Here is a 15,275-nt window from a genome sequence, read left to right as displayed (position 1 = left end):
CAACGTCGTCGTGCTGCTGTCCGACCCAAGAATGTCGCTGGTGAGTATGGCCAACTCCGGCTGGATTTCAAAACGTCCGACGCGGCCCGGCGACGCGCGCGGTGACCCCGAAGTCCCTCAGATTCGGCGCACCGTCCATGGCGTGACTGTACCCGCCTACGCATCGGCGGTGGTCAGGCGCATGGCGCTCTGAATCTCGACGCGAGCCGTCGGGGCACCGCGCCGGCGGCCGTCGCGGTCAGACGCCCACTCGGCGCCAGCCGTCGGCGGCCCGGGCGGCTCGGATCAGCACATCGCACAGGGCGCGCAATTCGGATGCCTCGGCTCCCTCGTCGAGCGCTGTGGCGACGTCCTTCGCCGCGCATCGCACCTGGTAGACGCGATCGGAGAGGTCAGCCGCCTCGTCGGCCGACAGCACGACCGCATCGGCGGGCAGCGCCAGCGCCGCCCCTGCCTCGCCCCGATGGAGCGAGGCGCGTTGCTCGTAGGCCCGCTGCCGGCACGACTGCCGGCAGTACTGGCGGCGGCGACCCATGCCGGCATCGGAGACGTCTCGACCACACCAGCGGCAGGGCTGCGGGCGGGCACGGCGGGTCACGCCTGCCGACTTTAGTCGGCCGCGCTCGGCCATCCCGGTATCATTGATGGTCGCGCCGCGTAGGCCGCGTGTCGGCCCGGGAACTACGCCGAGCACCGTAACGTTTGCCAAGCGGAGAGAATCCCACAGAACCTAGAGGAGTAGCACCCATGGCGGATCGAGTACTGAGGGGCAGTCGCCTCGGAGCCGTGAGCTACGAAACCGACCGCAACCACGACCTCGCGCCGCGTCAGATCGCGCGCTACCGCACCGAGAACGGCGAGGAGTTCGAGGTCCCGTTCGCCGACGACGCCGAGATCCCCGGTACCTGGCTGTGCCGCAACGGTATGGAGGGCACCCTGGTCGAGGGCGACCTGCCGGAGCCGAAGAAGGTCAAGCCGCCGCGGACGCACTGGGACATGTTGCTGGAGCGCCGCACGGTCGATGAGCTCGAAGAGCTGCTCAAGGAGCGCCTCGAACTGATCAGGTCGAAGCGCCGCGGCTGACCCGGGCTGACTCCGTCCTTAAGCCCCTTGGGCCCCGGCCGACTTGGTGCGGTTGTCGGCGCGCGCCGCGCGTGCGCTGGGGGTTCGTCCCTGGATGCCCCACCGAGTGACCTTCACCAGTGCCTCGCGGATGTTGGATCCGCTCATCTTCGACACGCCGAGTTCGCGCTCGGTGAAGGTGATCGGCACTTCGACGATGGCGAAGCCGTTGCACACCGTCCGCCAGGTCAGATCGATCTGGAAGCAGTAGCCCTTGGAGTCAACGCCGTCGAGGTCGATCGCCTCCAGGACTTCGCGACGGTAGGCGCGGTAGCCGGCGGTGATGTCGTGGACATCGATGCCGAGTGCCACCCGCGCATAGGTGTTGGCCGTCCAGGACAGGGCCCAGCGACGCCACGGCCAGTTGCGCACCGTTCCGCCGTCGACGTAGCGCGACCCGATCGCCAGGTCGGCTCCGTTGTCGACGGCGTCGAGCAGGCGGTGCAGCTGCTCGGGCGCGTGGCTGCCGTCCGCATCCATCTCGACGAGCACCGAGTAGTCCCGGCTCAACCCCCACGCGAAGCCCGCCAGATAGGCGGCGCCCAGGCCGTCCTTGGCCGTGCGGTGCATGACGTGGGTGCGGCCCGGATCGGCCGCGGCCAACTCGTCGGCGAGCTTGCCCGTACCGTCCGGGCTGCTGTCGTCCACGATCAACAGGTGCACCTCGGGGCACGCGTCCTTCAGCCGCCGGTGGATCACCGGCAGGTTCTCCAGCTCGTTGAAGGTGGGGATGATCACCAGGACGCGTTGGCTGGGCCGGTTGCCCGGAACGCGGGGCGCCTGCTGGCCGGTGGTCATGTAGCTCCTCTGTGTCGCCCGAAACTGTGTCGCCCGAAACTGGGTGGGCCGCCCTCGTCGAGCGGGCTCTCGTCACCGCCTTCTTCCGGCGGAGTGTGATCGCCGCCCTCGTCGGGCGCGGCGTCTTGCGTCATATCCAAGTCGCCCTCGGCGTCGCCCGGGAACTTACCGGAATCGTCCGATTCACCCGACGGCCTCGCCCGGAAGGGCCGCAACCTCGGCCGAACCGGACGCGGGGACCACCCATTGTGCCGTATCCCGACCAGAATGGCCGCTCCGGCCGCCACGACCAGCAACCATTGCACGATCGGGCCCCAGCGGGTGGCCGGCGTCAGCTGCGTCTTGAGGCGCACCTGGATGTCCAGATAGCCGGGCTCGAAGAATCCGGTGCGGACCAACTCGGCCCCGTCCGGCGCGATCACCGAACTGATCCCGGTGGTGCCAGCGACCACGACGTATCGGTCGTGCTCCACGGCGCGGACCTTCGCGAAGGCGAGCTGTTGCTCGCTCATGCGCCTGTTGAAGGTGGCGTTGTTGGCCGGCACGGCCAACAACTGGGCGCCGTTGCGGACGGCTTTGCGCGGTTCGCGGTCGAAGATCACTTCCCAGCACGTGGCTACGCCCACCGGCACCCCCGCGATCTGCACCACGTCGCTGCTCTTGCGGGGCACCATGTTGCCCGCCCGGTCGGCGTAGGACGAGAGATGTTTGAAGAGCCACGGCATCGGCAGGTATTCGCCGAACGGCTGCACGATTTCCTTGTCGTGGCGGTCGGCCGCGCCGCTGACCGGATTCCAGACGATCATCGTGTTGGTGTATTCCGCGGGTTCCTGCGTGCCGGGCGCGGCGAGGACGGTCCCCACCAGGATCGGCGCGCCGATCGCATGGGCCGCCTGCGCGATCTGCTGCCCGGCGTCGGCATTGAGCAACGGATCGACGTCCGAGGAGTCTTCCGGCCAGATGACGAATTGAGGTTGTGGTGCGAGCCCGGCGCGCACGTCCTCGGCCAACCGCAGCGTCTCCTGGACGTGGTTGTCCAGCACCGCTCGGCGTTGCGCGTTGAAGTCGAGGCCGAGCCGGGGAACGTTGCCCTGCACGGCCGCGACGGTGACCGTGGGTTCGCCGCCCGCTCCGGCCCCGGCGTGCCGCACCTGCGGCCAGATGATGACGGCGGTGAACAAGACCAGGCAGATGCAAATCCCAGGCAGCACCACCGCGGGCGGCTGTTGATCGGCGTCCTCGGCGTCCTTGTCCCGCGCCTCGGTTCGCCACCATTTCATGATTTCCAGCGCGATCGCGGTCGCGCTGAATCCCACCAGCACGACGGCCGTCGACAGCAGGGCAACGCCGCCGAGCTTGACCAACGGCAGCAGCGGACCTTCGGCTTGACCGAACGCCACCAACCCCCAGGGGAACCCACCGAACGGAACGATCGACTTCAACCACTCCTGGGCCGCCCACACCAACGCGAACCAGACGGGCCAGCCGGGCAGCCCCCGCACCACGACGGCGAATATGCCGAAGAGCGCGGGAAACAGCGCGCACGCCATCGCCAACGCCAACCACGGCACGTCGCCCACCAGCAGGCTGATCCACGGCAGTAGCGGCAGATAAAACGCGAGCCCGAACAGAAATCCGTAGCCCAGACCGCCGGCCATGGTGGTGGCGGGGTGCTTGAGCACCCAGGCCAACAGCGCGGCGGCGACCACGGCGGCCCACCACCAGCTCAGCGACGGGAAGCTGGCGCACATCAGCAATCCGGCCACGACGGTGACCAGCAGCCGCGCCAGGCGGGGCTGGAGCGCCGCCTGCAGGCCCGGCAGCCGAGCGATCACCGCGGCGACCGCCCGCGCCAGTGCCTGGCGTGCTATCGCGCCCGCGCGCTCGGCCACGCCGGGAGCGTCATGCGTGTCCGTGCGTACCGGCGCGTCGGTGGGCTCTTCGTCGCGCTCCGATTCGGCGTCGTCGGGCCGCTCGTGCCGACCGTTAGCCATAGATGACAGCGCCCCGATGCACGGTCCGGCGGCAACGCGGCAAGGCATCGGCCGGGCCCAGCCGCGGCAACGCGGGCACCCGCGAGCGCGGGTCGGTGGACCAGCGCTGCACGGCGTCGCGCGGTGCGCTCACGTCCAGGGCTTCGGCGTCCCAGACGGCGTAGGACGCGGGCGCACCCGGCGCCAGGGTGCCCGTCACGCCGTCGCGGACACCGCTCGCGCGCCATCCGCTGCGGGTCGCGGCGGCGAATGCGGCCCGCGCCGACACGGCGCTGCCTGCGGTGTGATGGTTGACGGCCGCGCGCACGCTGGCCCACGGGTCAAGACCCGTCACCGGGGCGTCGGTACCGAGCGCGAGGGGCACGCCTTGGGATGCTAACAGCGCCAGCGGGTTGAGCCGGCTGCCTCGTTCGGCGCCGAGCCGGCGGGCGTACATGCCGTCGTCGCCGCCCCACAGCGCATCGAAATTGGGCTGCACGCTGGCGATGACGCCCCACGCGCCGAGTTTGGCGGCCTGATCGGCCGTCACCATCTCTAGGTGCTCCAGACGATGCCCGCAGCGGGCGACGGCGGGAGCCCCCAGGTCGGCCACGACCCGTTCGATGGCGTCGACGACCGCGGAGACCGCGGCATCCCCGATGACGTGGAAACCCGCCGTCACCTCGGCCTGGGTGCAGGCCCGCAGATGCGCCTCGATGACGTCCCGGTCCAGGTGGCAGGTGCCGACGCGGTCCGGCGCGTCGGCGTACGGCTCGTGCAGCCAGGCGGTGCGGGACCCCAGCGCCCCGTCGACGAACAGGTCACCGGCCAGCCCGCGGGCTCCGGTCACGTCCATCAGGGCACGGGCCTGCGCCGGGCTGGTCACCGCCTCACCCCAGTAGCCGATGACCTCGACGCCGTGATCGAGGGCGCGGAGCGCCAGCCAGTCGTCCAGGCCGCCGATCTCGGGCCCGGCGCATTCGTGCACGGCGACGATGCCGGCCGCGGCGGCGGCACGCAGTGCGGCGCTCCGGGCGTCGGCCAGCTGCCCGGCGGTCAGCAGGTTGCGGGCGGTCGCCCGGACCAGGTGGTGCGCATCGTCGGCGAGCGGCCCCTCGGCGCTGAAGCCGCCCGCCGCCGGCAGCTCCGCGACCATGCGTCGCAGCGCCGACGAGGCCAGGGCGGAATGAACGTCGACGCGAGCCAGGTAAGCGGGCCGGTCCCCGAGCACCGCGTCGAGGTCGGTGGTGCTCGGCGCGGTGTTCTCGGGCCACGACGACTCGTCCCAGCCGTGCCCCCACACCAGTTGGCCGGGGTGCGCGGCGGCATGCTCGGCGATCATCTGCATGCACTGTGCGCGCGACGTGGTGGGCCGCAGGTCGAGCCCGGTGAGGGCGAGGCCGGTCGCGGTCAGGTGGATGTGGCTGTCGACGAATCCCGGTGCGATGAAGCCGCCCTCGAGATCCACGACCTCGGCGTCGGGAAACTGGCTGCGGCCGACGTCATCGCTGCCCAACCATGCGACGACGTCGCCGCGCACCGCCATGGCGGTGGCGTCGGGGTGGCTGGGGCTGTGCACCCGGCCGTTCAACAGCAGCGTCGTAGGCCGACGATCGGTTTGCGCCACACGCCAAAACTTAGATCGATCCCGGCGACGACGGGGGCCGCGGTGGCAGCTCGACGTCGTGCACGTCGATGACCTCCCCGTCGATGACCGTCTGGGTGATCAGCGGTGCCCGCCCGCGCAGCCCGCGCAGCGCGATCCCGCTCAGGCCGGGGCCGGCAACCGCCCGTATCGGCGGCACCAACAACAACAGTCCCAACACCGTGGTGACCAGCCCGGGAACCAAGACCAGCGCCATGGCCAAACCGACCATTGCGCCGTCGTTCACCGCGGCCTGCGGTTCGGTCAGGCCCGATCGCAATTGGCCGAGTTGGCGAATGAGCTGCGACCCGGCCATCGGCGCCAAGAGGCCCCACCCGAGCAGGAAGGTGGCCAGCAGCACCAGCAGGGTCCAGCCCCACCCGATCGTCGACACCAGCGCGAAGATCACGGCGAGTTCGACGACCGCATAGACGAGCAACAGCCGCGACAGCATGTCACGCCAACGTCCGCGGACCGGCGCTGAGTTCCCCTGGTGAGGCACGACCCGGCTGCAGTTAGATGACGCTATGACGACGATTCAGATCGAGGCCCCGGACGGACCCATCGATGCGCTGCTGGGCATTCCCCACGGCGACGGCCCCTGGCCTGGTGTGGTGGTGATCCACGATGCGGTCGGCTATGGCCCCGACAATGAACTGATTTCGCGGCGCATCGCGCAGGCGGGCTATCTGGCGCTGACCCCGAACATGTACGCCAGGGGTGGTCGCGCGCGATGCATCACGAGAGTCATGCGCGAGCTGCTGACCAAGCGTGGTCGCGCGCTCGACGACATCCTGGCCGCTCGCGATCACTTGCAGTCGATGCCGGAATGCACCGGCCGCGTGGGCATCGCCGGCTTCTGCATGGGTGGTGGTTTCTCACTCATCATGTCGCCCAAGGGTTTTGGCGCTTCCGCGCCGTTCTACGGCACGCCACTGCCGCGCAATTTGAGCGAGACACTAGACGGGGCGTGCCCGATCGTCGCCAGCTTCGGCAGTCGTGACCCGCTGGGCGTCGGCGCACCCAAGAAATTTCGCGAGGTGACGGCCGCCAAGGGGATCACCACCGATATCAAGGCCTACCCCGGTGCGGGCCATAGCTTCGCGAACCAGCTCCCCGCCCAGCCGCTGCTTCGCGTCGTCGGCTTCGGCTACAACCGGGCGGCGGCCGACGATGCGTGGGACCGGGTCTTCGCGTTCTTCGGCGAGCATCTGGGGGCCGGCGCGACGACTTAGTGCCGTCAGAGCTTCCGCGACAAAACGGTGGCGAAGGTGTGCGTGTCGCCGGGCCAGCGCGCCGAGATGTAGTTGCCGTCGTCGACGACGAATGCCGGCCGCGAGTCGGTCGCGGTATCCCTTGCCATTCCCGAGGATTTGCGCCGCCAGTGCGGTTCTCCGCGGACGACGTCGCAAAAATCTGCCGGATCTTTAAGGGCTCGGGTGACTTCGGACTGCACCGACATGTATCCGCCGGGCTGGCCGGGCTGCTCGGTGTAGGTCCGGTAGTAGTCGGGGTCCCGGAATCGGGTGCGGCGGGTGAGCCGCCAGGCGAGCCGTTCCATTGCCCACGTCAACGCCGTGGTCCTGTGCCCGTAGAGCACGGAGTGACCCGTGCCGGGATCGACGCTTCGCGCAGCGAGCAGCACACCATGGCAGATCGCGGCCACGATCATCCCGTGGGCGAAGGCGTCTACCACCAACCGGTGCAGTATGTCGCTGTCGATGTAGCTGCGCATTCCGCGGGCGCGGTGTCCGCCGGGCAGGAGCAGTGCGTCGACGTCGTCGAGGGTGGCCTGAGACCAGCTGAGGGGATGCCGAAATTCGGTCGAATCGACCATCGCGGCGTAGGCATCGCGACCGTCTTTGTTGGCCCGCAGCATCAGCCCGATGACCGGGATGGCCCCCAATATCGGTAGCGCAGACCAGATGTCGAGTCCACGGCCGGTGACCATGATGTCGTCGGCCACCCCCGCCGAGCCGCTTTCGGTGGCGAACACCACCCGATGACCGTTCCTGGTCAGGACGCGCCAGCTGACGGCGACCTCGGTGGGGTCGAAGTCGCGGTCCGGGATCGGAATCAGGACGGTACCCATTTGCGTTAGGGCGCGGCCACTTTGAGCTCGAGCCCGACGTTCTTTTCCATGCCGCCGCGCGCCTTGCTAAAGAAGTTGAACACCTTGCCCACGATGCCGTAGCGCTGGCCGATCGCGTCGTAGACGGCGGCGGTGTGCGACTTGTCGAGAATGGTCGCGGTCGCCTCGACCGGCTCGCTGGTCGGGCGGCCGCGCATGGTGCAGGTGGCTAGCGTCACGCGCGGGGTGTTCCGGATCCGCTTGACCTTCCACGACTTTTCCTCGGTGATCACCAGTAAACGGTCGCCGCGCTCCTTATCCACGGCGGTCCAGATTGGCACGGGCTTGGGTCGGCCGTCTTTGGTGAAGGTGGTCAGCAGGATGTATTCCGACTTGGCGAGGTCGGCGAAGCTTGGGGTCACGCTGCCAACCTACTCCGCGAGAAGACTCCCGACGCCGGCCCTCTCATGCCGAGTGTGCGGCCAGCCGCACGTTCGGCTCCGAGTGTGCGGCCAGCCGCACGTTCGCGACCGGGGCGGCGATTTCGGAGAAGCCCGGATCAGCCCTCCAGGTCACCCTCGGTTTCCAGCAGCGCTTGACGCAGCCCGTCGAGGGTTTCCGGTTGCGGATCCGCCCACATGCCCCGGCCGGCCGCCTCCAGCAGCCGCTCGGCCATGCCATGCAGCGCCCACGGGTTGGACTCCGCCATGAACTTGCGGTTCTCGGCGTCCATCACGTAGCGCTCGGTGAGTTGTTCGTACATCCAGTCGGCCATCACCCCCGCGGTGGCGTCGTAGCCGAACAGGTAGTCGACCGTCGCGGCCATCTCGAAGGCACCCTTGTAGCCGTGCCGTCTCATCGCGGCCATCCAGCGGGGATTGACGACGCGGGCGCGGAATACCCGGGTGGTCTCCTCCGACAGGGTGCGGGTGCGGATCGCGTCGGGCCTTGTGTTGTCGCCGATGTAGGCGGCGGGCGCTTGGCCGGTGAGCGCCCGCACGGTGGCTACCATCCCGCCGTGGTATTGGAAGTAGTCGTCGGAGTCGGCGATGTCGTGTTCGCGGGTGTCGGTGTTCTTGGCGGCCACCGCGATTCGCCGGTACTGGCGGTTCATGTCGTCGACGGCCTCGCGTCCGTCCAGGTCACGTCCGTAGGCGAACCCGCCCCACGCCGTGTACACCTGCGCCAGGTCCGCGTCGTCGCGCCAGTTGCGGCTGTCGATCAGCTGTAGCAAGCCGGCGCCATATGTTCCCGGCTTGGATCCGAAAATCCTTGTGGTGGATCGGCGTTGATCGCCATGCTGGGCCAGGTCGGCCTGGGCGTGCGCGCGTACGTAGTTGTCTTGCTCCGGCTCGTCGAGCTCGGCGACCAACCGTACCGCGTCGTCTAGCATCGTCACGACGTGTGGGAAGGCGTCCCTGAAGAACCCGGAGATGCGAACGGTCACATCGATGCGCGGCCGGCCCAGCTCGGCCAGCGGCATCGGGGTCAGACCGACGACCCGCCGCGACGCGTCGTCCCAGACCGGTCGAACGCCCAGCAGCGCAAGGACTTCGGCGATATCGTCACCGGCGGTGCGCATGGCCGAGGTGCCCCATACCGACAGCCCCACCGATTGCGGCCACCGGCCATGATCGTTCCGATACCGGGCGAGCAGCGAATCCGCCAGCGCCACACCGGCTTCCCACGCCAGCCGGGACGGGATCGCCTTGGGGTCGACGGAGTAGAAGTTGCGTCCGGTGGGCAGCACGTTGATCAGGCCGCGCAGCGGCGAACCCGACGGACCGGCCGGAATGAACCGGCCGTCCAGCGCCCTGAGCACCTGGTCGATTTCGGCTGCCGTGCCGGCCAGCCGGGGCACCACCTCGGTGGCCGCGAACCGCAGCACTCTTGCCACTTCGGCGTTGTCGGTGAGGCTTTCGGCGGCGTCGGGATCCCATCCGCTCGCCTGCAGCGCGGCGACCAGTTCACGGGCGGCGGCCTCCGCCTCGTCAACTGGCGTCCGCTCGTCGGTGCCGTCCTCGGCCAGGCCCAACGCCTGTCGCAGGCCGGGAATCGCCTGCTCCCCACCGAACAGCTGGCGGGCCCGCAGAATAGCCAACACCAGATCGAGTTCGGCCTCGCCCGTGGGCCTTTGGCCCAGGATGTGCAGGCCGTCGCGGATCTGGACGTCCTTGATCTCGCACAGCCAGCCGTCGATGTGCAGGATCATGTCGTCGAACGAGTCCTCGGCGGGTCGCTCGGTCAGGCCCAGGTCGTGATCCATCTTGGCGGCCCGGATGAGCGTCCAGATCTGCTGGCGGATGGCGGGCAGCTTGCCGGGGTCAAGCGCGGCGACGTTAGCGTGCTCGTCGAGCAACTGCTCCAAACGCGCGATGTCGCCGTAGGTTTCGGCGCGCGCCATCGGCGGGATGAGGTGGTCGACGAGCACCGCGTGCGCTCGTCGCTTGGCCTGGGTGCCCTCCCCGGGATCGTTGACCAGGAAGGGGTAGATCAGCGGCAGGTTCCCCAGCGCGGCGTCGGATCCACATGCCGCAGACATGCCCAGCGTCTTTCCGGGCAGCCACTCCAGGTTGCCGTGCTTGCCCAGATGGATGACGGCATCGGCTTTGAAGCCGGTGTCCAGCCAGTGGTAGGCCGCCAGGTAGTGGTGGCTGGGCGGCAGATCCGGATCGTGATAGATGGCAACGGGGTTTTCGCCGAAACCGCGGGGCGGCTGGACCATCAGCACCAGATTGCCCGCCTGCATCGCAGCGATGACGATGTCGCCGTCGGGATCGATGCTGCGGTCGACGAAGAGGTCGCCGGGCGGCGGCCCCCAGTGCTCTTGGACGGCGTCGGTGAGTTCGGCCGGCAGGGTCGCGAACCAGTCGCGATAGTCCTTGGCGGACACCCGGATCGGGTTGCCGGCGAGTTGCCCTTCGGTGAGCCAGTCGGGATCCTGCCCGCCGCGTTCGATCAGCGCGTGGATCAGCGCGTCGCCGTCGTTGGACTCCACCCCGGGAAGGTCGTCCACCCGATACCCGCGCTCGCGCATCGCACGCAGCAGCGCGACCGCGCTGGCCGGGGTGTCCAGTCCGACCGCGTTGCCGATGCGGGCGTGCTTGGTGGGATACGCCGAAAACACCAGGGCCACGCGCTTCTCCGCGGGTGCGACGTGCCGCAGCCGTGCGTGGCGGACCGCCAGGCCCGCGACGCGCGAGCAGCGTTCCGGGTCGGCGACATAGGAGATCAGGCCGTCGTCGTCAATCTCCTTGAACGAGAACGGAACCGTGATGATGCGCCCGTCGAACTCCGGGACCGCCACCTGACTGGCCACGTCGAGCGGGCTGAGCCCGTCGTCGTTGTCGCGCCACTGATCGCGCGGGCTGGTGAGGCACAGGCCCTGCAGGATCGGGATGTCCAGCGCCGCAAGGTGTTCGACGTTCCAGCTGTCGTCGTCCCCGCCCGCGGACACCGTGGCCGGCTTCAGTCCCCCGGCGGCCAGCACGGTGACGACCATGGCGTCGGCGCCTTTCAGCCGTTGCAGCAGCTCCGGTTCGGCGGTGCGCAGCGACGCGCAGTAGACCGGCAGCGGCCGCCCACCCTCGTCCTCGATGGCCCGGCAAAGCGATTCGATGTATGCGGTGTTGCCTGCCAGGTGCTGCGCGCGGTAGTACAGCACCGCGATCGTCGGGCCTTCTGTGTTCGCGGCGTCTTGGCGCCGCAGCTGGCCCCACGTCGGCGTCACCACCGGCGGGGTGAAACCGTACCCAGTCATCAGCACGGTGTCCGAAAGGAAGGCGTGCAGCTGACGCAGGTTCTCGACCCCGCCGTGGGCGAGGTAGATGTGCGCCTGCACCGCGATGCCGGCGGCCAGCGTGGACAGGCCGGTCAATTCCGCGTCGGCGGCCTGCTCACCGCTGACCAGCACCGTCGGGACCCCACTGGCGACCACTGTGTCGATGCCGCTTTGCCACGCCCGGTAGCCACCGAGGATCCGGACCACCACGATCGCGGCGCCGGATAACAGGTCACCCAGTTCTGAATCGGCTAGGGGGTCGGACAGCCGCGACGGATTGGCCCACCGATAGTTTTTGCCGCTGGACCGTGCGCTGATCAGGTCAGTGTCGGATGTCGACAGCAGCAGGATGGTCGGCTCGGCCACCCACCATTCGTACCGCAGCGGGGCTCGGCAACCGGCGGCGGTACGGCTAGCGTGAGGCAATGAACGCAACCTCGGTCACGGGCAAGATCATCGCTGTCACCGGCGGAGCGCGCGGAATCGGCCTGGCCATCGCCACGGTTCTGGACAGTTTGGGCGCCCACGTCGCCATAGGCGACATCGACGAATCCGCCGCAAAGGAGGCCGGTCGCCCGTTCGAGCTTTCCCGCAAATTAGACGTGACCGACCGCCAATCCTTCACGGAGTTTCTCGACGCTGTCGAAGACCGGCTCGGGCCGCTCGACGTCTTGGTGAACAACGCGGGCGTCATCGCGGTGGGTAGCGCGATCGACGAGGCCGACGCCGTGACCCGGCAACTACTTGACGTCAACATTTTCGGCGTGATCCTGGGCACCAAGTTGGGCGCCCAGCGGATGCTGCCGCGTCGCCGAGGGCACATCGTGAACATCGCCTCTCTGGGCGGCGTGCTGCCGACCGAAGGTATCGCAACCTATTGCGCCACAAAGCATGCCGTCCTCGGCTACACCGACACCGTTCGCATGGAGAACCGTGGCAGCGGCGTCCAGTTCTCGGCGATCATGCCGACGCTGACGAACACCGAGATGGTCGCGGGCATCGGACACGCGCGCGGCTTCAAGAACGTCGAGCCAGACGACGTCGCTCGCGCCGTGGTTCGAGTGATCGTCAATCCGAAACCCCGCGTGGCTATTCCCCGCTCGATGGGCATCGCGCTGTCGGGCCAGCGTTTGATGCCGCGCGGTGTGGCGGAGGCACTTGGGCGTCTATTGGGTACCGGCCGCGTTTTCACCAGCGACGTCGAAGTGGGCAAGCGCGCTTCGTACGCACGCCGGACCGGGACGTCCTAGCGCTCAGGCGGTGCGCACCTCGAAGTGCGCCGGCTCGGGTCGTCGCAACAGCTCGCGGTGCGTCTCGGGCGTCCACGGGAAGAGCTCCGGCAGACCGTCCTTGCCAAGGTACCAACTGCTGCAGCCGGTAACCCAAATCGTCTGCGGCATCGCGGCTTTCATACGCTCGTTGTATTCCTTGGTTGCCGCCTCGGTCGGAGCCGCTGCGCGCACGGCTCCGTCACGCAGCTGCTCGATCCACCACATCACGTAGCCGGCCTGGTCCTCGGCGATCGGAACGAGCGACTGGTTGCCGATCGGCGAATGCGGCCCCATCAGCATGAACAGATTGGGGAATCCCGGCACCGCGATAGACCGATAAGCCATCGGACCGTCCTCCCAGACCTCGTCCAGGGTGATTCCGCCCTCCCCGATCAACTCGAGTGGGCGCACGTAGGCGCGCGCGTCGAATCCGGTGGCATAGACCAGCATGTCGAGTTCGTGTAGCGCGCCGTCGGCGGTGACGATGCCGCGCGGCTCGATGCGGTCGATCGAGTCGGTGATGATCTCGACTCCAGGCTTTTGTACGGACCGGTAGAAATGCCCGGCCATCACCTGCCGCTTGCACATCGGTTGGTAGGTGGGAGTCAGCTTCGCCCGGAGCTGCGGGTCGCGCACCGACAGCCGCAGGTTCCATCGACACCAGGCCTGGATCTGACGGCGCTGCCAGCCCGGGCGGATCGGTGCCACGCCGAACCAGTGCCGCATCAGCCACCCCCAGAAGCGATAGGGCAGACCGTTCAGCGCCGGCCACCGTGACAGCGCCGCCTGAGCCAACTTCGAATAGCGCGGGTTAGGGAATGGGTAAACCCACTGCGCGGTGCGCTGAAAGACTTTCAGCTGGCGCACCTTGCCGCCGAGCTCCGCGGTAATCTGCACACCGGTCGAACCGGTGCCGATCAGGCCGATCCTCTTGTCCGGCAACGAAACCGAGTGGTCCCACTGCGACGAGTGAAAGGCCGGGCCGGCGAACGTGTCCCGTCCGGGGATGTCCGGATAGCGAGGCACCCGCAGGACCCCCGTCGCGGTGACGAGCACGTCGAACGTCTCCTCACCGTCGGGGGTGGTGAGCCGCCACGTCCCGTCGTCATAGCGGGCCGCGGTGACGACGGTGCCGAACCGGATGTGCGGACGGATGCCCCGTTCGTCGGCCACCCGCTGGAAATACGCCTGGATCTCCGGACCCGGCGGGAGCCAGTGCGACCAGTTGGGATTCGGCCGGAACGAATAGGAGTAGTAGCGCGACGGGACATCGCAAGTAAGTCCGGGATAGGTGTTGTCGCGCCACGTGCCGCCCACCTCGTCGGCCTTCTCGAAAATGGTGAACGAGTCGATGCCGGCGTCCTGCAGCTTGGCGGCCATGCAGATGCCGGACATCCCGGCGCCGATGATCGCGACCTTCACTGGGCGCTTCTCCGCCATGGCAATCACCCGACCTCTCGCTGGCCTGCACGTTACGCCGGAAAGTCCCCGGGTCGTACCGTAAACGGATGGCCAGAGCGCGCGACACGGACGGTTGCCCGGGCGCACTGCAGGCGCATCAGGCGGCCGACGGCGCGCTGGTGCGCGTCCGGCTACCCGGCGGAATGATCGCGGCCGCCCAGCTGGCCGCGCTCGCCGGTGTCTCGAGCCGACTCGGTTCGGCAAGGCTGGAGCTGACGTCCCGCGGCAACGTGCAACTACGCGGGATCACCGACGTGACGGCGGCGGCCGAGGCGATCGCCAGCGCCGGGCTGTTGCCGTCGACGACGCATGAGCGCGTCCGCAACATCGTCGCGTCGCCGCTGTCGGGACGGGCCGGCGGGCGCGCCGACGTGCGTCCCTGGGTGAGTGAGCTGGACGAGGCGATCTGCGCCGAACCCAGTCTCGCCGAGCTCGGGGGCCGGTTCTGGTTCAGCCTCGACGACGGCCGCGGCGACGTGTCGGGGCTGGGCGCCGACATCGGCATGCACGTCCTGGGTGACGACTGTGCGCTGCTGCTGGCGGGGCGGGACACCGGCGTCCGGCTGGCCCCGCGCGACGTGATCCAGACACTCGTGGAAGTGGCCCGCCGGTTCATCAAGATGCGCGGAAAGGCTTGGCGCATCGGCGAATTGGATGACATCGCTGGACTTGTTCCCGGCGCGGCGCTCGGTGACACCACCTTCCCACCCGTCACCCGGCCACCGGTGGGCTGGATCGACCAGGACGACGGCCGGATCGCGCTGGGCGCGGCTGTGCCCCTGGGGGCGCTGCCCGCGCGCGTCGCGGAGTACCTCGCCGCGATCGAGGCGCCGCTGGTGGTCACGCCGTGGCGGTCGGTACTGGTGTGCGACGTCGAGGAAGCGGTCGCCGACGCCGCGCTGCGGGTCCTCGCCCCGCTGGGCTTGGTGTTCGACGAGAACTCCCCCTGGCTCAACGTCAGCGCCTGCATCGGCAGCCCCGGGTGCGAACATTCGGCGGCCGACGTGCGGGCCGACGCGGCGCTGTCGCTCGACGCGGATTCGGCCGTGCATCGTCACTTCGTCGGCTGCGAACGCGCGTGCGGCAGCCCACCGGCCGGTCAGGTGCTGGTCGCCAGCGGACAGGGCTACCGGCTGGTGCGAGGCTAGCGCTT

General features: G+C 68.9%; 11 protein-coding genes and 1 pseudogene. 4 read left to right on the top strand and 8 right to left on the bottom strand.

The annotated features are described in order from the left end of the window. Positions 1 to 238: 238 nt before the first annotated feature. Positions 239 to 598, bottom strand: coding sequence for a hypothetical protein (locus tag A5747_RS21290; RefSeq protein ID WP_369805157.1), 360 nt, complete (start codon positions 596 to 598; stop codon positions 239 to 241). 149 nt (positions 599 to 747) lie between these two features. On the opposite strand from A5747_RS21290, the gene rbpA reads away from it, so the two are divergent. Next, positions 748 to 1,083, top strand: a complete 336-nt coding sequence (gene rbpA / locus A5747_RS21285) for an RNA polymerase-binding protein RbpA (protein ID WP_076058549.1) — start codon at positions 748 to 750, stop codon at positions 1,081 to 1,083. Positions 1,084 to 1,101: 18 nt separating this feature from the next. On the opposite strand, the pseudogene lnt reads toward rbpA, so the two are convergent. The 3 genes and pseudogenes from lnt to A5747_RS21265 all read right to left on the bottom strand — a co-directional run bounded on the left by lnt (position 1,102) and on the right by A5747_RS21265 (position 5,992). After that, a pseudogene (gene lnt / locus A5747_RS21275) lies at positions 1,102 to 3,962 on the bottom strand (apolipoprotein N-acyltransferase). Continuing rightward, positions 3,907 to 5,439: an amidohydrolase gene (locus A5747_RS21270; RefSeq protein ID WP_076128239.1), complete on the bottom strand. Its 1,533-nt coding sequence runs from the start codon at positions 5,437 to 5,439 to the stop codon at positions 3,907 to 3,909. The pseudogene lnt and the gene A5747_RS21270 overlap by 56 nt, the downstream one beginning before the upstream one ends. Before the next feature lie 91 nt (positions 5,440 to 5,530). Continuing rightward, the gene (locus A5747_RS21265; RefSeq protein ID WP_076128005.1) at positions 5,531 to 5,992 is read right to left on the bottom strand and encodes an FxsA family protein; all 462 of its coding nucleotides are present in this window, start codon (positions 5,990 to 5,992) and stop codon (positions 5,531 to 5,533) included. 73 nt (positions 5,993 to 6,065) lie between these two features. On the opposite strand from A5747_RS21265, the gene A5747_RS21260 reads away from it, so the two are divergent. Then, positions 6,066 to 6,773 carry a dienelactone hydrolase family protein gene (locus A5747_RS21260; protein WP_076128003.1) on the top strand — a complete coding sequence of 236 codons (708 nt, stop codon included), beginning with the start codon at positions 6,066 to 6,068 and terminating at the stop codon, positions 6,771 to 6,773. Between the two features lie 5 nt (positions 6,774 to 6,778). Here the strand turns inward: A5747_RS21260 and A5747_RS21255 are convergent, their stop codons facing one another. From A5747_RS21255 to cobN, 3 genes are all read right to left on the bottom strand, one after another. After that, positions 6,779 to 7,630 (bottom strand): type 1 glutamine amidotransferase domain-containing protein, encoded by an 852-nt coding sequence (locus A5747_RS21255; RefSeq protein WP_076128000.1) that lies wholly within the window; start codon positions 7,628 to 7,630, stop codon positions 6,779 to 6,781. A 5-nt stretch (positions 7,631 to 7,635) separates the two neighbouring features. Beyond that, entirely contained in the window at positions 7,636 to 8,031 is a 396-nt protein-coding gene (locus A5747_RS21250; protein WP_076127998.1) for a PPOX class F420-dependent oxidoreductase, read from the bottom strand. Between the two features lie 137 nt (positions 8,032 to 8,168). Next, the gene (gene cobN, locus A5747_RS21245; protein ID WP_076127995.1) at positions 8,169 to 11,756 is read right to left on the bottom strand and encodes a cobaltochelatase subunit CobN; all 3,588 of its coding nucleotides are present in this window, start codon (positions 11,754 to 11,756) and stop codon (positions 8,169 to 8,171) included. Between the two features lie 59 nt (positions 11,757 to 11,815). Between cobN and A5747_RS21240 the strand changes: the two genes are divergently transcribed. Further along, positions 11,816 to 12,640, top strand: coding sequence for an SDR family oxidoreductase (locus tag A5747_RS21240; protein WP_076127993.1), 825 nt, complete (start codon positions 11,816 to 11,818; stop codon positions 12,638 to 12,640). A 3-nt stretch (positions 12,641 to 12,643) separates the two neighbouring features. Here the strand turns inward: A5747_RS21240 and A5747_RS21235 are convergent, their stop codons facing one another. Continuing rightward, positions 12,644 to 14,101, bottom strand: a complete 1,458-nt coding sequence (locus A5747_RS21235) for an NAD(P)/FAD-dependent oxidoreductase (RefSeq protein WP_076127991.1) — start codon at positions 14,099 to 14,101, stop codon at positions 12,644 to 12,646. A gap of 68 nt (positions 14,102 to 14,169) precedes the next feature. Here A5747_RS21235 and cobG point away from each other — a divergent pair, with 68 nt between their 5' ends. Further along, complete coding sequence (gene cobG, locus A5747_RS21230) at positions 14,170 to 15,270, top strand: precorrin-3B synthase (protein WP_076127988.1); 1,101 nt, start codon at positions 14,170 to 14,172, stop codon at positions 15,268 to 15,270. Positions 15,271 to 15,275 lie beyond the last annotated feature (5 nt).

Source organism: Mycobacterium sp. IS-836 (genome assembly GCF_001954275.1).
In the GTDB taxonomy this organism is placed as follows: domain Bacteria; phylum Actinomycetota; class Actinomycetes; order Mycobacteriales; family Mycobacteriaceae; genus Mycobacterium.
Note: the sequence above shows the minus strand (reverse complement) of the source record. Positions and strands in the feature narration are given on the sequence as shown.